Origin of the sequence: Paenibacillus sp. FSL R7-0652, assembly GCF_038595045.1 — a bacterium.
Classification (GTDB): Bacteria; Bacillota; Bacilli; order Paenibacillales; family Paenibacillaceae; genus Paenibacillus.
The window spans coordinates 1162213-1183470 of sequence record NZ_CP152001.1; the positions used below are offsets into that span (position 1 = coordinate 1162213).

Sequence of the window (21258 nt, forward strand, 5' to 3'; positions counted from 1 at the left end):
GGGGACTATGATTTGCCTGATGAATCCATAAACAGAAGTAAAGAGAGAAGTTTTATATACATTATGATGTTCACGCTGATCTACGGATTAACCTTACTAATGTGGCCATTCATCGCATTTGCCATGGGAATGTCCCTTGCTGCACCGACCCCTCCAGAGTTTGAAGTCGCAGGTCGTTTGATGGGGGAACTTCTCATGTCGTATCCCATCGCTGTTATTGCAGCCTTGCTATCAGGCTGGTACTCTTATTATATCAAGAGGTATATCTTTCCTTACTGGATCATGCAGCTGCCCTTGTTATGGATCCTTGCCTGGATCGCGGTTGATTACCTGGGAACGGATATTTCAAAAGTACCTTTTTTACAATAAATCATTTGGCAGGCAGCGTAGTCTATTCCTCTCTGAACCAGGAGAGACGGGAGGGGACAGATGAAGATAATTAAACGGATTAATAAACGCTATCTTATCTTTTTATTATGGAATATATTTATGGTCTTCGCAGTCCATGGAATGACGATTCAGCATGAGGCGGGTAAAGGGGTATCCGGTAATGGTAATCTGGGCATTCTGGCTTTGGTTCCGGCGCTGATTACCTTTCTGATTTTATGTTACTGGACTGCATATCTGACCAAATGGTGGATGTGTGATCAACGTGAGTACTGGGGGAGATGGGGCAATGCAGTGATCTGTACTGCAGCCTTGGCATTATGTGTGCTGTCCGTCTTCTGGGAGATCCATTTTTTTGAGGACTTGCGTGTGCAGCTTAACGGTTATACACATGATCCGGAATCAGCGGTATACCGCTTTGGCTGGCTGAATCAATATACTAATACACTGTACTATAACTTTCCCATTTTGCTGTTTGGCGTATCGTTTTCTGTAATCGTAGGCTGGGTGCTGGAACAGGTGCAGCATTCACGCTCTAAGTCGTGATGGTGAAATATATTATTCACTAGGGCGTGTCTGAAAACGCTGAAGAAGCAGATTTTGCCGAATTTTCGTTCCAAGCAAGGAAGTTTCCCGCAGGCGTGCCGGGGCACGTCAAGGGGAAGTGACGCAGCAGGGGGCGGAAAGGGGGTAAAAGATGCACTTCAGTAGGTTTCAAGACACGCCCTAGTCTGCATTGAAAGATATAGCGGCTGAATAGCCCTTCTGCTGCACATGTCTCGTCATCAGCAGGAGGGCTTCTCTAGTTACACTTTCCTTTTGTATTTCCCTGTATAAGGGACCGTAAGGTGAATGTTTAACGTTTCAATCGAATCCTCCGTGAGAATCAAATTCTCCCCGTTACCGGATAACTTATGCCACAGCTTGGGGTTTTTGCGATACAGTTTTTCCTGCAGTCCATATACATCCACTCCCTGTTTCAAGCCATTCCGATAGGTTTCCATGATCTGTTCCTTAAGTGCGGCTTCACTTACCCGGGTCATCTCGTCGTATGTCATGGGGATGAGATATTCATACAGCGCGGTCAGATATTTAGCATCGATTCGGAAGGTGACCTGTTCCCCGCGAATAATGGGTTCAATCTTGATCGTAGGCAGGCCAACGCTGAGTGCTCCATAGATCACATCACCTTTCTGGATCAGCAGCGGAGCTCGGCGCATTCCTTTGATCAGCCAGTGATATCCGGGCAGTTCGCTTCGCGGCAGAAACCGAAATCGTTCTCCCATCCTCTCGAAATAGGCGCCTTCAATAATAAACAATTCATGCTCCTTCTTGTTCTGCAGCCAAAGCTCCTTGTTCAAAGCAATGGCAGGCAAGTATGTTGTCGTTGCCGGATCATTATGCTTGGCAATCAGTTCGAAGCTGAGTACAGGGGCAAATAACGAATTCTCCAAATAGCTGGGCATCGGATTATGCAGGATACTGTCCAGTGGAGACATGTTATAGATTGATGCGGTGCTCAAAATATCCAGCAAAGGCTCCCGTGTACCGTATACCCAGGTTGTGTACCGCGCTTCTGGAAATCGCCCGAGCATATCGAATACATCCTTAATGTGCCGATTGTTCAGCACACTTTCTGCCATTACAATCGCTGTAACATGTCCCCAGGCGATGTGAAGCTGGGAAGCCCGCCATAATTCGTTCATGGCGAGACTCATCGTTTTTCCCTGTGCGTGTCCAACCCAGATTGGAGGAGATTCAGCCGTTTTACTAGAATTGTCGCTTTTGGCGATACTCGAAAAGTCAAGAGTCTGTACATAGACGTGGTACATCCCGTCTTTAAATTCAATACCGATTGCTTTCGCATAGTCTACCTGCTGAATCTCGTATGCGCTCCAGCATCCCGTGCTCATGAGACAGAGTGACAGACTCAATATACCCAGCAGACAGCGGCGCAGCATGCGGCTCATCGGCCTTTGCCGTCCTTGCGCGGTTTCTGCGTTTCAAGGTAGACGGGTCTGCGTTTCCTGATGCCTGTCGGGACTTTGAACAGGGAGGTAATGGCTTGTCTGATATTGAGCGGTGTTACGGGAGTCAGATATGGGATGCCGAACGATTTGAGATCAGTCAGGTAGATTAAAAACAGGATCATCGACAAGATGAATCCGTAGATCCCAAGTGATGCCCCCAAGATAAAGCATAGAAAGCGCAAAATGAGAATAGAGCTGGTCATGACTTGATTGACAATAGTCGCACCGGCCACAACTGTGACCGCAATGACCACAATCATAAGCGGAGAAACCATACCGGCCCGGATGGAAGCATCTCCAATGATCAGGCCGCCAACCACGGTCAGCGTCTGTCCGATTGCACTGGGCAGGCGCACGCCTGCCTCCCGGAACAGCTCCATCAGCAGCATGATGAGAAACATCTCGATGCCAGATTCCATGGGCAGTCCCATACGACCGACGGATATCGTAGCGACAAGCGGAAACGGAATTTGATCCATATGAAAAGAAGTCAGGGCGATATAGAAACCGGGCAAAAATATCGTCACGAACAAACCGATGAACCGAAGCATCCGTCCCATATTTACTGGGAGAAAAGGAAAGTTGGCATCCTCTGGTGATTTGAGCAGCAAAAACAGATTCACGGGTCCGATCACTACGCTGGGATTACCGTCCACGATCAGAACAAAGCGGCCATTCAGCAGGCATTCCGCTGCGAAATCCGGTCTCCCGGTGTAATGAGTAAGTGGAAACAGGGTGATTTTGGCGGGCGACAGCAGCTCCTCCAGTTCATTTGCTGTCATGAGTCGTTCGGTCTGAATTGCGCTGAGACGGTGTTTTACATCCTTGATTAATTCCGGGTTGGCGATGTTCTTCATGTACATCAAAGCGACTTTGGTTGCTGACCGCGATCCGATAAGTTCGATGCTGCAGGCAAGTTCGGCGGTACGCAGTCTGCTCCGAATCAAAGCGACATTCACTGCAAGAGGTTCAATAAAACCATCCCTCGCTCCGCGGATTGACACTTCTGTGGTAGATTCTTCCGGTGTTCGTGCAGGCATGTTGGAAATATCAATGCTCCACATAACCTGCAGGGAAGGAAGACACAGAAGCAGGTGTCCTTCAAAAACACGAAGGGATACAAGTTCCGTTCCGTACTGCGGATCGTGAAGGTCAACGATGTTCCACTGCAGATTAATATTTTTTTCAATGTCAGATACGCGAATGAAACGTGTGATTTCGTAAGTGCGTTTCATCTCAGGCAGGATGATGTCATGAATAATCTGAGTATCGACCATGCCGCTGCAGTAAGCGACAACCAGTTTCATCTGACCGTCACCCAGCCAGTGGTTGTCGATGATGACGTCATCGGATCCTGCAAAATAGGTCGTCAAATAATGCTGATCGATACGGAACGGTTCAGTCTCCGGACGGATTGGTGTTGTTCGCGGCGGCTGTGCCATGAGCAGGGGCCTCCTTGTCCTTTTTATGAATCAGAGCGGCTAGTGTCAAAATAATGGTGATTGCTGCCACGTAGTAGAGCATGGCTGGAAATTGGATGTGATCGACATAATAATCGACATAATCAATCCGCCACCACTGGATGGCCAGGGCACACATAATCAGTGTGAGACAGACAATGGCAGTATAGCGTTTTTTGGGTCTGCGGATATCCAGCAGATCAACAATCAGATACATAGAGATGGCAACACGGGCAAAAGAGCCGCTGAGCCACTGGTAAATCGAAAGAAAATCAACGTGCTGAAAGAGCTTGCCGATATTGACGAGCTTCCACTGTTCATAGGGACTATTTCGCTGTTTTGCAGCTTCATCCGGTCCGAATTCGACAATAGCTCCCATTGTAGGCCCCATGGCCATACTGATCATAAAGAGGCCAAGCAGCAGCACATGCCACCAGCGCAGCTTGCCTTTGATATCATGTTGAAAGAGCATCAGCACCCAGATCTCCATGAGTCCCGCTAGGGAGTAAACCATACCTCGTATAACAGGAGTCCAGCCGTGTTCCATGATGGGGAAAAGCTCGCTGTAGTCCTTGTATTTCATATTGGCAGACATGACAAAGTAACCAAGCAGAATCACCAAAGGCAGCAGGATGCTGGAAGTCATCGCAATCGAGCGGATGCCTTTGGCTGCGGACCATGCAGCAACCAAAGCGCCTCCACCAGCCAGCACATAGGTTGGGGTAAAGGGCAGGTAAGTGGATACCGTCCAGTTCGTGGTTTCATATAAGGTGTGTGTGCCTAGCGAGAACAATAATAAGGCCGCAGTAATGCGAAAGATCCACGAAGGCACCACGCCAAACTCACGGGCAATCCAATCGGTCAACCGCTGTCCACGGATCCGCCGGATAATGATGTACATCATCCCCAGGAACAGCAGGAACAGTGGTGCAGCTGCGAGAACAGAGAGCCATCCATCCCTTCCGGCCGCATCCAGAATTGCCGGGACCGACAAGACATGGCAGACAAGTCCGGCACTGAGCAAAATGATGGAGATGGATAACCAGATGGTAATCTGTCCTTTATCCTGACTCATGTCAATCCCCTTCCGTTTCAAACTGTTTGCGTTAGGTTGTACAGTCTATGAGATAATGATTCGTTTTTCAATTTTTTTCACAGAAAAAGCAGCCCGAGATGGACGTAGTGGAAAGAAAGCTATAACATATACGGTATAAGAGCCAGACTCGGGCTTAGCTCATCTTGCTGGATACTCATTGTTTTACGATTGGTTTAGCTTATGCTGGATACTAACTGAACTGCAGACAAGCTTCTGCAGCATTTGGACTACTCAAGGAACAGGGAGGAAACTTGCGATGACACAATCAACAAAATCACCTCAAGAGATTAGAGTAGGGTTTATCGGAACAGGCGTTATGGGCAAAAGTATGGCGGGTCATATTCAGCGTGCGGGATATCCGCTCCATGTATACACGCGTACTGCCGCCAAGGCCGAAGCCCTGGTCAATGAGGGAGCTGTTTGGCATCAAACGCCTGCCGCACTGGCTGCAGCGTGTGATGTCGTCATTACGATGGTAGGTTATCCGAAAGATGTGGAAGAGATATACCTCGGAGAAGGAGGGCTGATTGCCCATGCCAGACCGGGTTCATATCTGATTGATATGACCACATCCAGCCCGCTGCTGGCTGCACGTATTGCCGAAGCCGCGAACGCCAAAGGGCTGCATGCACTGGACGCGCCTGTATCCGGCGGTGATATCGGCGCACGGGACGGCAGGCTGTCCATTATGGTGGGTGGTGACGCAGAAGCTTTTGAAGCAGTGCGTCCGCTCTTTGAGCAGATGGGCACCAATATTGTGCTGCAGGGCAAGGCGGGCGCCGGACAGCACACCAAGATGTGCAACCAGATTGCGATCGCCTCTGGCATGCTCGGCGTATGCGAAGCACTCGCCTATGCCAAGACGTCGGGACTGGACGCGGAGAATGTGCTGAAAAGTATTGCGACGGGCGCGGCCGGAAGCTGGTCCCTCAGCAACCTCGGTCCGCGTATGATCGCAGGCGACTATGAGCCTGGATTCTATGTGAAACATTTTATCAAGGACATGGGGATTGCACTGGAGTCTGCTCAAGCGATGGGCATGAAAACACCGGGACTGGCTCTGGCGGAATCGCTCTATCAGGAAATATCGAAGAACGGCTTGGATGAGAAAGGTACACAAGTGCTGTACACGTATTATCTCCAGGCCTAGAAGCCAACATGTGAAGACGGCAGCGGACTCTTTTGCTTAGGGAAAAGGGAATGCTGCCTTTTTTTTATATTTTCAACATATACCTGTGTCTAAAGTCACAGATTTGGGTATATCATATCGTGCACTTTTAAGTAATAAATGAATTTAGGGAAAACATCTTTACTTTCGTTCGACTTAATCCGACATAAGAAATAGAAGTTTACATAATGGATGTGCCACTCTAAATCGAATGGAGTCTGCCCATGTTCAAAAAAATTCGTTCTCTGTTCAAGACGCAGCCAGAGCTTGTGAGCCCACTTACCGATGCTGTTACAGCTTCAGCTCTGTCAACCGCAGCTGCTGTTCCTCCACGTCTTGTACGCAGTCGGCGCAAGAAGAAAAAGTCGGATATGGATTGGATCAGTGTGCCGCAAGAACCTACGACCTCCGAGCTTCTTCTTGGTCTGCCCAGTGAATATAAAGTGTTGAATGATCTTCTGGTTACCAACCCGAAGTCGCGTTCGGGGTATTCACAGATTGATCATGTGGTCATTGGGCCGCGGGCAATCTTTGTCATCGAAACCCGGAACCTGACAACCGGAGAGATTCGCGGCGGCCGCCGGGAAGCGAATTGGTCGGTGAGCAGCAGTCGTGTCAAAATGTACAATCCGCTGATGCAGCACCGTGCTCATGTTGAAGCCATTCAAGCACATCTTGGAGAGTACAAGCGTGTGAGACTTGTCTCCATGGTGACATTCACGAATCGCTGCCGGATCAGCGTTGATCCAGCCGTAAGGTATGTCAATTCCGATGAAATGGTAATCTACGATCATGAATTGGTGGAGACGATTCAGCGCAAGACAGAACGGCTGGAGACAGAGCTCCCTGAAACTTTGTACCCAGAGCAGGATATTCAGGCGATCTGGAACATACTGAACACAGCGAATTCAACGGATCATCTGATTCGGGCCGAGCACATGGCGAAGGCGAAAGGGATCAAGTAATCAGCAGTCAGATGACAGGAGTCTCGATTTCGGATTCAGCAAATATATAACAGGGATATTCCGGGGCATAATGCCAATCTCCGGAATATCCCTGTTGGTATTCTAATTCCCATCAAGGTAGATGAAGGGTTTGAACATGGCTGGTATGCATGAAGCGTGCGGAACCCTCGGCATCAATGACTTCAAGCATTCTATTGCTTATACTTTTCAGCAATCCTGTCTGTTCGGGTTTGTAACCCAGGTTCAGGATGACAAGTTCTCCTGTCATTTTTTGCAGCTGTTGATCGAGGGTGCGAGACAGCGAGATCGAAGAGGGCTGTATCGGGAAATGCTGATAATCCATTGCATAAGGTCTGCTGTTGGCAGGAGAAGGGATAATGTATTTCAAGTGATGGATAGACACATAGACGGATTGGTGCAAAGGAGAATAGAAAATGAAATAATCGTTCATGATGCTGGTAATATAGCCGTGCAGCGTTCGTCCACCGATGGAGATTTCACTAAATTTTCCGCGAGCATTCATGAGCACTTTTCGATAAGAGATATTGTCATGATCCATTTCAGGATCTGGTGCGGGCATGTCCATATGATTTGAATTTTCTTCTGATTTCATAAAACGCATCGTTTGAAGGTGATGGAGCGGCACATAAATGTAGCGTTGATTACCATACACGACCATGATATCTTCACCTGCATCTATGACCTCACCCTGGATAAGCAGCCTACAGCCGGATAGCTCAAATTCAATGTTTTTACCTAACATCGCTGCAAGTTTCACAGTATACCTCCTCTCAAAACAGTACAGCCACCCAAATATATAAGGAAAACAGGCTGATTATTAAACTGATGGGTATCACAATGAAGGTCACCTTCATATACTGTTTCCATGAAACTCGAATATGGTGAGTCCGTAATATATACATCCAAATTAAGGTAGCTAGTGTGCCTATAGGGGTCAGTAATGCTCCAATGTCACTGCCTAATATATTGGCAAGGTACGCCAGATGCAGCTGGGCATCACTCAAATGAAGGTCAGTAACAGCAAATGTTCCGATCATGACCGAGGGAAGATTATTGAACAAATTAGACAGCACCGTCAGCAGTAAACCGGATACAGCAATAAGACTGGCATTTCCATTCGCTGCAATGGGACCTGTGAATTCAGTAATCCATGTTGTCATTCCGGCTCGGTGAAGACTATCCACGATAATATAGATACTGAAGGCAAAGAGAAGAATATGCCATGGCGTCTGCGTGACGACGTCCTTCAGTCCGGAGCGTGTACGGTACCATCGTACAGCAAGCATGAGAACCACACCGGTGATGGCGACGATCTCCATGTGTATACCGAATTGTTCCGCCAGAAAATAACCTGCCCGGATGAACACTACAATTCCGATACAGACACGGAACAACCACCAGTCTACATTATTTTTGGAGTTGTCGGATTCAGTCGTCTGAAGCGGATGATAACCTGAACCGGATGCGTTTTGCATAGTTATCGGAAAATGGTGAATAGTTCTGGGTATACTTTTGCGAAAATAGTAGAGCAGCAGGAGAGTCATGGCGGTAATCCCGAGCATGGATGGTATAAACATCATCTGAGTATAGGTGTTCAGATTTAATCCCACCATCTTCAAGGCGATCAGGTTAGCAAGGTTGCTTAGTCCGATGGGGGCACTGGAAGCTGTAGCGATGAGTGCACCGGAGATGAGGTAGGGCAGCTGCTGATGCATTTTCAGACGCAGCATGACACAAATTCGAATGATAATGGGGGTAGTGATCAGAATGCTGCCGTCGTTGTTAAAGAAGATGGTCATGAGAAAACAGAGTAATAGAATGAGCCAGAATAATCGGAAGCCGGAGCCGCGTGCCTTTTCAATCATATTGACAGCAATCCAGCGAAAAAAGCCGATACTATCCAGAATGATGGACATAACAATGGTAGAGAGAATCGTGATTGCTGCACCAGATACAATTTCGAAAATACCCAGGATATGAGTTAGACTGCTCACACCGGTTATAACAAGAAGCAGCGCACCAAGCGAAGTGGGTATAGATTCATTTAATCCGCCCGGCCGCCACATGAGGAAAATAACCGTGATGATGAATACCCCGAAGGTTAACCACAACTGGTAATCTGGCATTTACTGTGATTCACCTCCCAGGGGGAGAAGTCCTTGTGAAGATGGAATCAGATGTTCGTGAGTCGGGGCGGGCCTTCCCGGCATAACGATCCAGTACAAAGGCACACCTGTCAAGACGATTGCGATAAAGATCAGCATGATCATTCCCCCCTTTAAACTGGCAGTAAATTAACTCCTCATTATCGTTGAACTACCTTGCTGAATTAACGTTTGCCACCAGATTTGTTTCCACGAGATTGATTTCCACGTGATCTGCTGCCACCAGACTTATTTCCGTGAGACTGGTTTCCCCGTGACTTGTTGTTGGATTTATTCCCCTGATTTTTGTTCCCTTGAGATTTGTTTCCGCAAGCTTGGCTGCCCGTACTGCGGTTCCCTTGGGAACGATTGCCGCCGGATTGCGTATTTTGTGTTTTGTTTCCTTGGCTTGTGTTGTTACTGTTATTATTGCTGCTTCCGCGAACCAGAGAGACAGATTTTACGTGCTGCAGCGGAATACGAATGATCTCCTGATTTTTTAAAGTCAGAATTAATTGGCTTTGGTTGGCATCGGCCAGGATACCTTCCACTTTTTCCGGGCCTCCACGGTTGATCTGTACTTGGCGGAAGCGAAGTGCCTGCATAACTCCAAGGAATGTGTTGGAAGGAATCGGATTCCCCATGGGTCCTCTAACTCCGCCGGAACGGCCTGTGTCCGTAATGCTTTTGACATGAGATTCATTTACATACACGATACCTTCTTTGCAGCTCACTGCCATATAGTCCCAGCGCACATCCATCAGCGTACCTTGTACCGAATCGGGTCCTCCACGATTGACCTTGACTTCTCTTCCGACTAAACCTCTCAATCCATGACCGTTCATAGACATTGTATATTGCCCCTTCCCTGATATAAGTTCAGATAGGCCGATGACGGTTGTTATATGAATCCCTTCCACTCGTCATTGGAGTCTGTCTGTAGTTTAATCATATGTGTACGTAACATCGGAGGAACCAGCAGAACACTATTTATATAGTAAATTGGCAGGAATCTATGAAAGAAATGGTAATTTATAGATTGCTGTTACGTTTTATCAGCTAATTTTACATATGAATTTGCATATGGTTCCTAAAATAGGCTGTACAATCGCCCTTCCGTCCTGATATGTATGTGCATAGGATGGTGTAACAGTCTACGGGCTAATACCACAAGTGATCGAAAGGCGGATGGAAATGACTCTACCTGTCTACCACATCCATGTCTCTGCGAACGAATACCAGCAGTTAACATCGAATATATGGTCAGAAACGTTTGTAAATGGAACGATGCATATAGATGGTAAGCAGCTTCCCATTCGAATTCGGTACCGGGGAGGACATACACGTGCTTATGTCAAAAAATCATTCGAGGTTCGTACATCCAGCCGCACGTACCACTTCAATGCAGAATACGATGACCCGTCACTGCTGCGGAACGCCCTTTCGTTCCAATTTTTTGAATCGATTCGTGTACCAGCCCCTGCTTCGCGCCACTGTGTACTATATCTCAATGGCCAGCTTGAAGGGGTGTATTTACGAATCGAAGGGGTGAAGTCCTCTTTTTTTCGTCAAAGGAGAATGCCGGTCCGGAGTATTTTCTATGCCGTCAACGACCGTGCCGACTTTGCAAACTCCTCCAGTTCATCTGAATCGGGAACAAACGTGCTGTCGGGATACAGCCTGATTCGGGGCAGTATGGAGGATCGCAGAAGGCTGCGCAGATTTATACAACAATTAAATGCCAAGTCGAAAATGGATTTGTTTCGTTTTTTGCAATCGAGAGTGGATATTGACAACTATATGCGCTGGTTAAGCGGGGCTGTGCTGACAGGCAACTTTGACGGATTTCATCAGAACTATACATGGTATGAACAAGCCAGGAATCGAAAATACGGCATTCTGCCTTGGGACTACGAAGGGACTTGGGGAAGAAATTGTTACGGTGTAAAGGTCAATCCGAATTTGGTTCGCATTCAGGGATACAACAAACTGACGGGCAGGCTGCTGGCATTCCGTGTGTATCGTGGGCAGTATAAGAAGCTGATGCATCAGCTTCTGGAGAATGCATTTACGGAGAAGAAGGTCATGCCGCTGGTATACCGTCTGCACGATGAGATCAAGGAAGATGTGAAGAATGACCCTTACATGAAATGGCCGATGAACGTCTTTCTGAATGAACCCGAGAAGATTCGTACGTATGTGAAGGATCGCCGGGAGCATGTGGGCACTGCGTTGAATCAGCTCTAAAAAGATACCCAGGCAGCGGGCAGCGCTGACTTGGGTATTTTGTTTGGTTTATAGTCAGCATGTTATAATGTGCAGTCGATTTCAGGTTAAAAATTAAGGTTAATACTAAAAATGAGAAGAACGTAACGATGTACAGCTGGAAAATGCGATATAATAGTCGTATGGGTTACGTGAAATTTTACATAGCTTTAAAGAAAGAGAATAACGGAGCTTATGGTGTAAATATGATGCAGTATCGCCATGTAACGTGCTCCGGGCCGGAGGAATGGGAATGCTCAAGCTGTTTGTTCACTTGAAAAAGTACCGGGTCGCCGCCATTGCAGCGTTAGTCATGATGCTGATTGAATTAACGGTGGAGCTGGCGCAGCCGTATCTGATCTCCAAAATCATTGATAGCGGCATCCAGCAGGGAGACTTGGGCGTCGTTTGGATGTGGGGTGGTGTATTGGTTGGCAGTGCGGTCATCGCGTTTGCCGCCGGGATTGCAAGCTCATTTTTTGCCTCCCATGCCAGTCTGGGGTTTGGGTATGACCTAAGAGAGAAGCTGTATGACAAGATGCAAACGTTTTCCTATGCGGTGTTCAACCGATTTGCCACATCATCGCTAATCACCCGCTTAACCGGGGATGTGACTCAGGTGCAGGATACGATCTTCATGAGTCTGCGTTTCATGACCCGTGTTCCGCTCGTAGTAATCGGAAGTATGATTATGGCTATAGTGGTGAATCCGAGACTGGGCCTGCTGCTCGTTGTCATGGTGCCGGTGCTGCTCGTGGTTGTCATCTGGATGATTAAAAAGGCAGCGCTGCTGTTCCGCAATGTGCAGCGCAGACTGGATGCCGTGAACAGCATCATCCAGGAGAATCTGACAGGCATTCGGCTGATCCGTGTGTTCGTGCGGATGGGCCACGAGATTGAACGATTTGCCGGATACAGCGGCAAGCTGATGAAAGGCACAATCTCCGCGCTGCGTCTCACGGAGACAACGATGCCGTTCATGCTGCTGATGATGAATGGCTGTATCATCGCCGTGTTATGGTTTGGACGCAAGGATATTGTTTCGAATTCGGCTACCGTTGGTGAAGTTGTCGCGGTCATTAATTATCTGCTGCGTACGATTGGAGCGTTATCGATGCTTTCCTGGATTTTGGTAACATTTTCACGGGCGAGCGCTTCAGCACAGCGTCTGAATGAAGTGTTTGAAACGGAGGATACGTCAGAGACGGAGCGTACGGGTTCCACAAACTCTTTTCGTTATTCGGACAGCGACGGCTCTGCACGAAATAGCCAAGAGCCGCGCACTGTACAAGGAGCAGTTGAGTTCCGCGGAGTGGGCTTCAGTTATCCGAATAGTGAGATCCAAGTACTGGAAGACATCTCGTTCTCAGCCAAAGCAGGGGAGCGAATTGCCATTATGGGGGCAACTGGATCAGGGAAATCCTCTCTGGTACAGCTGATTCCACGACTGTATACGGAAGAACAGGGTGAAATTCGTATTGATGCTGTGGATGCGTCAGAGCTGGATCTTCCGACGCTTCGCAAGTCCATCGGTTATGTTCCGCAAGAAGTTGTTCTGTTCACTGGTTCTGTACGAGACAATATTGCTTGGGGACGAGAAGATGCCACAATGGAAGAGATTGTGGAAGCCGCAAAGCGGGCTCAGATTCATGAGACTATTGAGCAGCTGCCGAATGGATACGATACACAGCTTGGTCAGCGTGGAGTCAACCTGTCGGGTGGCCAAAAACAGCGTTTATCCATTGCGAGAGCTTTGGTGCGCCGCCCAAGCATTCTTATACTTGATGACAGCACAAGCGCACTGGATGTAGCTACCGAAGGGCGACTGCTGAACGCACTGGAGGAGCTTTCATGTACCACGTTTATTATTACGCAGAAGATCAGTTCGACCACCTCGGCAGATCTCATTCTGCTGCTGGATGACGGACGGCTGATCGGGCAGGGTAAACACGAAGACTTGATGGAATCGTCGGAGCTGTACCGCCGAATTCATGAATCACAATACGGGGAGGGCGCACAGTATGTTCAAAGCACTCATTGAGCCGTTCCGCCAGCCTCGGCCTGCACTTGATTCGGAGTCACTCCGTTCAGGAGGCCAGCGCAAACCGAAGGCGCGAGCCAAAAACTGGTCGGGCACACTTGGACGCATCTGGGGTTACCTCTCTCGCCGCAAGGTCAAGCTTTCGCTTGTACTGCTGATGGTGTTTGCCAGCTCCGCTTTGGCTCTGCTCGGACCTTATATGGTCGGCGCAGCAGTTGACCAATTCATCGCTGGTGAGGCGAACAGCTCCAGTTGGACCTGGTTTCTTCTGGGTCTGGCAGCGGTGTATATACTCTTTTCCCTTACATCCTGGCTGCAGAATATATGGATGATCGAGATTGCTCAGGAGACGGTATTCCGTATGCGCTTTGATCTGTTTGCTCATCTGCATAAACTGCCGATTCCGTTCTTTGGCAGACGTCAGCAGGGCGAGATTATGAGCCGGGTTACCAATGATATCGAGAATGTCAGCAGCACGCTGAACAGCTCGGCCATTCAGATTTTTTCAAGTGTGCTAACGCTGGTCGGCACATTAGGTGTGATGCTGTGGCTCAGCCCGCTGCTGACACTGCTCACCTTCATCGTTGTGCCGCTTATGGCTCTCGGTATGCGCTGGATTACGCGCAGAACAGGTCCGCTTTTCAAAGAGCGGCAGCGCAATCTTGGGGAACTCAACGGGTATATCGAGGAAACGTTATCCGGGCAGCGCATTATTAAAGCCTTCTCACAGGAAGAACGCGTCGTTCGCGGTTTTGAGGAACGGAATATGCGCATCCGGATCTCCGCATTCTGGGCACAGACGATATCCGGTTTTATTCCAAAACTGATGAATGGACTCAATAACCTGAGCTTTGCCATAGTAGCGGGGATTGGGGGGATATTGGCAATTCAAGGCTCCGTAACGGTAGGGGTCATTATTATCTTTGTAGAATATGCGCGTCAATTCACACGCCCGTTAAATGATCTGGCGAATCAGTGGAACACGCTGCTGTCTGCGATTGCAGGGGCGGAGCGGGTGTTCGAAGTGCTGGATGAGGATGAGGAAACGAAGGATGAAGGGGCGGCCACAGCCTTGGATAACATGGAGGGCAGTGTCCGGTTTGATCAGGTGTCATTCGGATATGATGAAGGGCGTGATATTCTGCGCGGTATCAGCTTTGAAGCGAAGCCGGGCGAGATGATCGCGCTGGTCGGCCCAACAGGGGCAGGGAAAACAACGCTGATCCAGCTTCTATCCCGTTTCTATGATCCAACCAGCGGCACAATTACGGTTGACGGACACGATATGACGACCATTCGGCGTGAAAGTTTACGCTCTCATATGGCATTTGTACTGCAGGACTCATTTTTGTTTCAGGGAACGATTCGGGAAAATATCCGATTCGGGCGCCTGGATGCAACCGATGAAGAGGTGGAAGCTGCCTCCAAGCTGGCGAATGCGCACTCCTTTATTATGCGGATGAAGAATGGTTATGATCGGGTGCTTCAGGCCGATGGAAGCGGTATTAGCCAGGGGCAAAAGCAGCTGCTTGCCATCGCCCGCGCTATTCTTGCTGATCCGTCCATTCTGGTACTGGACGAGGCAACCAGCAGCATTGATACCGTGACCGAGATCAAAATTCAGGAAGGGCTGGAGCGTCTGATGCAGGGCCGCACCAGTTTTGTCATTGCTCACAGGCTGAACACGATCCGTCAAGCAGACCGGATTCTGGTGCTGAAGGACGGACGATTGCTGGAGCAGGGATCACATGAGGAGCTGCTTCAGCAGGGTGGATTTTATAGTGAGCTGTATCACAGCCAGCTGCGGAAGAAGGCGCAATAGGCGGCCCGAGAGCGCTGCTTGTTCTCCCGATGCAGGACTGAAGCGCAGACAGAACGGGGAGTTTAACAACAGAAGGATTGAAGACCGAAAGGGGCTTCAATCCTTTTTTTATTGTGCAGGAAAGAAAAAGAGAGCGGTGCTGCTTGACAGAGAGGAAATGGCGCTGTATATTTAGTTCGTAAACACTTAGATATCTAATATTTAGGGATTGAACCCGATTGGGATGTGATATTTTAAACGTAAACATAAGAAGAACAGGGGGAAGATGCATGCGTAAAAACACACCGTATTCGGACTTGTTTCAAACCATTGGTATGAAGATCAAACGCAAAGCTGATGATCAGGTCAACGAACTGGGATTAAATGCGCAGCAGGGAAGAGTTATTGGCTATATCTATGAACATCAGGACGAAGGATTAATCCAGAAGAAATTAGCTGACGTATTTAACCGCAGAGATGCAACGATTACAAGTATGTTAAAAGGACTGGAGAAGAACGGTTATATCGTTCGTAAAATTCCTGCTGATAATGAACGGCAGAAAAATCTGTACGTACTGCCCAAGGGCGAGCAGGTGATCCATGACGTTGAGCGGATGTTTGCTGCCGTAGAGAGTGAGATTGTGAAAAGTTTGACGGATGAAGAACAGGCACTATTAATGCGTTTGCTGACTAAGGTTAATCAGAATTTATAAGTTCGGTCAAAGATGATCAAGGTACGAACAGAGCAGGTGAACTGCTCACAACCAAAAGCTTAGAATTCAAACTATTAACATTCTACTAATCTGTTGTGGATGTAAGGAGATGCCCTGTGATCTGTAGTTTTTTTATACGCTGAAGTGAAAAGATATTGATGTGGTACGTTTTTTTGAATTAATACTTAGAATTCTAATTGTTAAAGAGTTAAGAAAGGTGGAGAGTTACTAATGAAAGAAAAACATTCAAACTCTTATTATCTGGACAAAGCGCCTGTACACAAGTCGATTATGCATCTGTCCATCCCGATGATGCTTGGCATGTCTGCGGGAACGTTATATAACCTTATCAACGCGTTCTTTATCGGTCTGGTGCATGATACGGGCATGTTTAGCGCAATTACCCTCGGATTGCCGATCTTTACGGTATTAATGGCTGTTGGCAATATGTTCGGCGTGGGCGGGGGCACATTCATTACAAGACTGGCAGCGATGGGAGAGAAGGAAAAAGCGAAGCGGGTCGCAGGGTATTCCTTTTATTCCAGCGTGGGTATTGGACTGCTGATTGCGCTGATTGCCTGGCTGTTTACCTCTCCCATTGTCCATGGACTAGGTGCAGATCAAGCTGTGTATGAGTACACAAGTCAATATGCCATTACACTTCTGGCAGGCGGAGCTATCGTTATTCTCAATTTCACACTGGAGCAGCTGGTTCGGTCGGAGGGTGCTTCAAAAGAATCCATGATAGGCATGTTCATCAGCATTGCAGCCAGCATCGTTCTGGATGTCCTGTTTATTCTGATATTGAACTGGCATGTGATTGGAGCCGCCTTATCCATTGTATTAGCGAATGCTTGTTCCGCAGCCTATTATGTTTGGTTTTTATCCCGCCGCAGCGAGAATTTAAGAGGATTTCTGGGACATTGGAAACTTCAAGTTAAAGATCAAATGGAAGTATTCAAGATCGGTGTATCTGAACTGCTGCAGACCTCTTTTCTTATCGTATCTACGCTGCTGCTCAACCACTACGCAATGATCTATGGAGATGGCATTGTAGCTGGATTTGGCATTGCTTTACGGATTGTACAGCTTCCCGAGTTTATTACGATGGGAATCTTTATGGGGATTATTCCGCTGGTCGCACACAGTTTCGCGAGTCAGAAGTTCGACCGTTTGAAAGCTGCATATAAGCAGGCCGCGCTGTATATCATCGGAATTGCTGTTCTTTTTATAGGTGTCGTTTATGTATTCAAAGAATCTATAATCCGGTTATTCTCTACGGATGCCGCAGTACTGGAGGCCGGAGGTTCGATTCTGGTGGCAATGCTGATCTCTGCTCTGTTCACCGGATTAACAGGACTGTTTACCGGCATCTTCAAAGCAGTAGGGGAAGGGATTCCAACGAATATCATGGCTGTGTGTCAGGGCACGCTGTTTATCCCGGTCATTATCATTTTCCACCAATCCTTCGGTCTTACAGGCATCATCTGGTCTATGACAGTAACGGAGGTCATTACGAGTGTGCTGGGCCTCATCCTGTTCGCTTATCATTACAAACGGATTGATAGGCTGCAGGAACGGGCCGCTGTTTGAAAGAAGATGTATAGGGATAAATATTAATCGTAAAATGGAAAAGTATACCATGACTTGGTGTGAACAAGTGATATACTGGTATGAGCTCGGAGTTCACAAGGAGGGCTGTATCTCAATTGAAAAATCCTAAACTGGCATATCGACTTATATTACTCAATATTATTTACGGTCTAACCCTGTTTGCCTATCCCTTCGTGCTGATGATGAGCTTGTACTTGTATGCCTTTCGGGAGTCCGGTACACATCCATTCTTGGATACCACAGCAGCCATCCTGATGGCCACATATCCCTTTGGTGTGTTATTCTCACTGATATGCTGGGTATTCTATCATGCTGGCAAAAGCAAATGGGCAACAGCAACAGCGAATCTGATGCTGGTCTGGGCAGCTGCTTTTCTCATTGTGGTCTTGATCTCGGATACGATGTTTCAGTAAACACATGCTGCTCTAACCCGTCTAAACATAGGCTTAGCCCTCGTTAATTAAATTGCTTATGCAAGTAAGAAAGGACAGAACCTGGTAAACTACGGTTCTGTCCTTTCTTCATAACTGCCTACGTTACTCTCCGCCAAATTTCAGCAGATCACTTTCCAATTATGATTGGATCTGACCTCAAGAGGCTGATGTCTGCGAATATAATCCTCCACCAGTGCAGCCATATCTGCGGCACCTTCATGCAGTACTTTTTTCCCCGGATACATTGCATAATCTCCTCCGCCTGCCGCACGATAGCTGTTCATCACCACAGAATACGTGCCATCCATCTCCAGCGGTTTGCCTCCACGCTCCAGCTTCACGACACGGCTGCCTGCAGGCTTGGAAATATCCAGCTCGTATTCGATGCCAGCCCACATGTCATAGTTATAGTGCTGCGGTTTGGGCTGCAAATATGCCGGGTTTACGATCACCTTCCCGGAAGTGTCCAGTTCGAAATAACGTGCAGTCTGCTCCAAAGCCTCCCGAATATCCCGTCCCCTAAGTTCAAGCACAGTCAGCGTGTTGGGGTAGATGAAGTTGGATAACACGTCGCGTACCGTAATTTGATTACCGAATCCTCGGGCTTCTTCGCTAAGCATAGCGGTGTTGGAAAGCTGAGCCCCTGTCGCCTCCAGCTGTACCTGATGTACAAAATCAATAAAGGGGTGTGCTTCAAGCCGGAGCTGTGCGGCACTGGATATCGATAAATCCTCATTCGCAGCTGCTTCGCCGATGGGCTGATCCAGCCATGTCTGTGCCATCGCTTCCAGATCATCCGTCAGCTTCATAACGACCGGATCAGGTTGTAGATCAGGATGCTCTTCCAGCAGCAGCAGCCGTGCTGTTTTGCCCGTAACTTCCCACCTGCCGTCTGGAGACTGCTGAAGCTGTACAGATACATGACCTGCTCCGCTGCCATTAAATCCGGGCTGAATGACTGTTACCCCATGGATTTCGGTTGTTAACTGGCGGTGCTGATGACCCGTCAGGAGCATGTCGATCCCTTCGATCTCCCGGCAGATGGCGTATGCCTGATTTTCCCCGGTTAAGCGCTCTGCAGGTTCACCTGTCTCCAGATCACATTCAAAACCTCCATGATAACTGACCACCAGTACGTCGGGCTGTTCATATTCACGAATATACTTCACCCACGTACGAATGGTTTCCAGTGCGTCCAGGAAGTGCAGCCCTTCAATATTTTTCGGATGCTCCCAGTTAGGGATATAATGTGTGGTGGCACCGAGAAGTGCGATCTTAACTCCCGAAGAGAGTATCTTGATGACATATGGATGTCCAAAAGCAGGAATATCCTTCCCATTAGGGGCAATTGCAGATTCTTCAACAATATTGGCAGAAAGCCATGGAAACGAGGAGTCTGCCATCGCTCGGCGCAGCATTTCCTGCCCGTAGTTGAACTCATGATTGCCCGGTACTGCGGCATCGTAACCCAGCTCGTTTAACACATTAATGAAAGGATGAATCTGGGTTTTAGGTGTGTGGGAGGCTGCATAAGAAGCCAGAGGAGCCCCTTGAAGCAGGTCTCCGTTATCGATGAGCAGCAGTTCAGGCGAGCGGTCGCGTTCCCGGCGAATCAGAGAAGCCAGCAGGGCAAGACCGGTATGACGATATGCGTTGGTATTGTAATGGATCGGGCGAATCGCCCCGTGAAGGTCACTGGTGAACAGAATATCCAGGCTGGCTGTAGGGGGAATGCGTGTCATTTTACAATCTCCTCTAATATATAAGTTTAGATATATGGTTCAAACAGCAGATACAGCAAAGAGAAACAGCCTGAACGACAGGCAGCAGGCCTTATTTTATACGTGTTTCGTCCTTGATGATCGACCATAATGAGCCTATTTTAACAGAAGAATGTCCCGCTGACAGCCTGACAGGAAACTTTACAAAACTCCAAATTCCGTTTCACATCACGCAAATATTTGCCAATTATAGTAGACAAGTAATGAAAATCAGAAAAACTTTTGGAGGGTGTTCGATTGAAGAAGTCTGCTTTATTTTTACCATTGTTGATTTTGGTACTGTTCCTGAGTGCATGTGGGTCTAACGCTGCATCCAATTCGTCAAACGGCGCGGAAGCCAATTCAAGCGCGTCCGGCACATCAACCGAAACGGCAGAGAAAGACAAGACCGCTGAAGGTTATGTACCTACGGAACTGACGGTGCAATTCGTTCCTTCCCAGAATGCAGACACCCTTGAAGCGAAGGCTAAACCGCTGGAAAAATTGCTTGGAGACAAGCTGGGTATCCCGGTGAAAGTCAGCGTATCGACAGATTACAACACGATCATTGAGGCTATGGCTTCCAAAAAAGTAGATGTAGGTTTCCTGCCTCCAACGGCTTATGTGCTAGCGAAGGAAAAAGGGGCAGCACAAGTTATTCTGCAGGCACAGCGTTATGGCGTTAATGATGAGACGGGTGCTCCGACAGAGCAGCTGGCCGATTCGTATAAATCCATGATTATTGTGAAAAAAGACTCCCCGATCCAGTCGGTTGAGGATCTGAAAGGCAAAAAAATGGCGTACCAGAACGTGACGTCTTCCGCTGGTTATGTATGGCCGGCAGCCCTGCTGCTGGATCGCGGCATTGATCCTTTGAAAGACGTACAGCCTGTAACCGTTAAAGGCCATGACCAAGCTGTTCTTGCCGTGTTGAACGGGGATGTAGATGCAGCAGCGATTTTCCAGGATGCCCGTAACACGGTGTCCAAAGACTACCCGAATGTATTCAAAGACACACGTGTTCTTGCTTTCACTGAGCCTATTCCTAACGATACGATCGCCGTTCGTACCGACATGAACGCAGATTGGACAGCGAAGATCAAACAAGCCTTCATCGATATCGGCAAAGATACAGAAGGTCACCAGATCATCAAAGAAATCTACACGCACGAAGGTTATGTGGAGTCCGATGACAGCAAGTTTGATATCGTGCGCCAGTATAACGAGAAAGTGAAAACCGAGTAGTTTTCGATCCAACAAGCCATTCGTGACTTTTGCACAGTGAACAGGCCAGTTCAGCGTAATTGACGCTGTTCTGGCTTGTGCCGTTATTACAAGTTTCTGCTGGGAACAACGGAA

19 protein-coding genes are annotated in these 21258 nt (G+C 48.0%); 11 read left to right on the forward strand and 8 right to left on the reverse strand.

The features are described 5' to 3' along the window. Positions 1–63 precede the first annotated feature (63 nt). Positions 64–369 carry a hypothetical protein gene (locus MKY97_RS05165; RefSeq protein ID WP_342554434.1) on the forward strand — a complete coding sequence of 102 codons (306 nt, stop codon included), beginning with the start codon at positions 64–66 and terminating at the stop codon, positions 367–369. Positions 370–429: 60 nt separating this feature from the next. Then, positions 430–933, forward strand: coding sequence for a hypothetical protein (locus tag MKY97_RS05170; RefSeq protein ID WP_342554435.1), 504 nt, complete (start codon positions 430–432; stop codon positions 931–933). Between the two features lie 260 nt (positions 934–1193). On the opposite strand, the gene MKY97_RS05175 is transcribed toward MKY97_RS05170, so the two are convergent. Genes MKY97_RS05175 through MKY97_RS05185 form a run of 3 tightly spaced genes read right to left on the reverse strand, consistent with a single transcriptional unit; the run spans position 1194 to position 4952 of the window. Next, on the reverse strand, positions 1194–2357 hold the full coding sequence (locus MKY97_RS05175; RefSeq protein ID WP_342554436.1) for a Ger(x)C family spore germination C-terminal domain-containing protein: 1164 nt from the start codon (positions 2355–2357) through the stop codon (positions 1194–1196). Further along, positions 2354–3859 carry a spore germination protein gene (locus tag MKY97_RS05180; RefSeq protein ID WP_342554437.1) on the reverse strand — a complete coding sequence of 502 codons (1506 nt, stop codon included), beginning with the start codon at positions 3857–3859 and terminating at the stop codon, positions 2354–2356. Before MKY97_RS05180 ends, MKY97_RS05175 begins: the two co-directional genes overlap by 4 nt. Beyond that, a complete protein-coding gene (locus MKY97_RS05185; RefSeq protein WP_342554438.1) occupies positions 3816–4952 on the reverse strand; it encodes an endospore germination permease in 1137 nt (378 codons plus the stop codon). The genes MKY97_RS05180 and MKY97_RS05185 overlap by 44 nt, the downstream gene beginning before the upstream one ends. A 277-nt stretch (positions 4953–5229) precedes the next feature. On the opposite strand from MKY97_RS05185, the gene MKY97_RS05190 reads away from it, so the two are divergent. Next, on the forward strand, positions 5230–6123 hold the full coding sequence (locus MKY97_RS05190; protein ID WP_342554439.1) for an NAD(P)-dependent oxidoreductase: 894 nt from the start codon (positions 5230–5232) through the stop codon (positions 6121–6123). A gap of 242 nt (positions 6124–6365) precedes the next feature. Next, positions 6366–7106, forward strand: coding sequence for a nuclease-related domain-containing protein (locus tag MKY97_RS05195; protein WP_342554440.1), 741 nt, complete (start codon positions 6366–6368; stop codon positions 7104–7106). A gap of 112 nt (positions 7107–7218) precedes the next feature. Here MKY97_RS05195 and MKY97_RS05200 read toward each other — a convergent pair whose 3' ends face one another. The 4 genes from MKY97_RS05200 to MKY97_RS05215 all read right to left on the reverse strand — a co-directional run bounded on the left by MKY97_RS05200 (position 7219) and on the right by MKY97_RS05215 (position 10122). Further along, a complete protein-coding gene (locus tag MKY97_RS05200; RefSeq protein WP_342554441.1) occupies positions 7219–7884 on the reverse strand; it encodes a DUF2642 domain-containing protein in 666 nt (221 codons plus the stop codon). A gap of 13 nt (positions 7885–7897) precedes the next feature. After that, complete coding sequence (locus MKY97_RS05205; RefSeq protein WP_342554442.1) at positions 7898–9253, reverse strand: arsenic transporter; 1356 nt, start codon at positions 9251–9253, stop codon at positions 7898–7900. Further along, on the reverse strand, positions 9254–9391 hold the full coding sequence (locus MKY97_RS05210; RefSeq protein ID WP_342554443.1) for a hypothetical protein: 138 nt from the start codon (positions 9389–9391) through the stop codon (positions 9254–9256). 65 nt (positions 9392–9456) lie between these two features. Then, complete coding sequence (locus MKY97_RS05215; RefSeq protein WP_342554444.1) at positions 9457–10122, reverse strand: hypothetical protein; 666 nt, start codon at positions 10120–10122, stop codon at positions 9457–9459. 343 nt (positions 10123–10465) lie between these two features. Here MKY97_RS05215 and MKY97_RS05220 point away from each other — a divergent pair, with 343 nt between their 5' ends. The 6 genes from MKY97_RS05220 to MKY97_RS05245 all read left to right on the forward strand — a co-directional run bounded on the left by MKY97_RS05220 (position 10466) and on the right by MKY97_RS05245 (position 18118). Then, positions 10466–11518: a CotH kinase family protein gene (locus MKY97_RS05220; protein WP_342554445.1), complete on the forward strand. Its 1053-nt coding sequence runs from the start codon at positions 10466–10468 to the stop codon at positions 11516–11518. A 265-nt stretch (positions 11519–11783) separates the two neighbouring features. Further along, positions 11784–13577, forward strand: coding sequence for an ABC transporter ATP-binding protein (locus MKY97_RS05225; protein WP_342554446.1), 1794 nt, complete (start codon positions 11784–11786; stop codon positions 13575–13577). Beyond that, positions 13558–15399: an ABC transporter ATP-binding protein gene (locus MKY97_RS05230; protein WP_342554447.1), complete on the forward strand. Its 1842-nt coding sequence runs from the start codon at positions 13558–13560 to the stop codon at positions 15397–15399. Before MKY97_RS05225 ends, MKY97_RS05230 begins: the two co-directional genes overlap by 20 nt. A 269-nt stretch (positions 15400–15668) precedes the next feature. After that, entirely contained in the window at positions 15669–16091 is a 423-nt protein-coding gene (locus MKY97_RS05235) for a MarR family transcriptional regulator (protein ID WP_342554448.1), read from the forward strand. Between the two features lie 231 nt (positions 16092–16322). After that, positions 16323–17684 (forward strand): MATE family efflux transporter, encoded by a 1362-nt coding sequence (locus MKY97_RS05240; protein WP_342554449.1) that lies wholly within the window; start codon positions 16323–16325, stop codon positions 17682–17684. A 116-nt stretch (positions 17685–17800) separates the two neighbouring features. After that, positions 17801–18118, forward strand: a complete 318-nt coding sequence (locus MKY97_RS05245; RefSeq protein WP_342554450.1) for a hypothetical protein — start codon at positions 17801–17803, stop codon at positions 18116–18118. Between the two features lie 140 nt (positions 18119–18258). On the opposite strand, the gene MKY97_RS05250 is transcribed toward MKY97_RS05245, so the two are convergent. Beyond that, positions 18259–19881 (reverse strand): bifunctional UDP-sugar hydrolase/5'-nucleotidase, encoded by a 1623-nt coding sequence (locus MKY97_RS05250; RefSeq protein WP_342554451.1) that lies wholly within the window; start codon positions 19879–19881, stop codon positions 18259–18261. A 276-nt stretch (positions 19882–20157) separates the two neighbouring features. On the opposite strand from MKY97_RS05250, the gene MKY97_RS05255 reads away from it, so the two are divergent. Further along, complete coding sequence (locus MKY97_RS05255; protein ID WP_342554452.1) at positions 20158–21144, forward strand: phosphate/phosphite/phosphonate ABC transporter substrate-binding protein; 987 nt, start codon at positions 20158–20160, stop codon at positions 21142–21144. Positions 21145–21258: the final 114 nt, after the last annotated feature.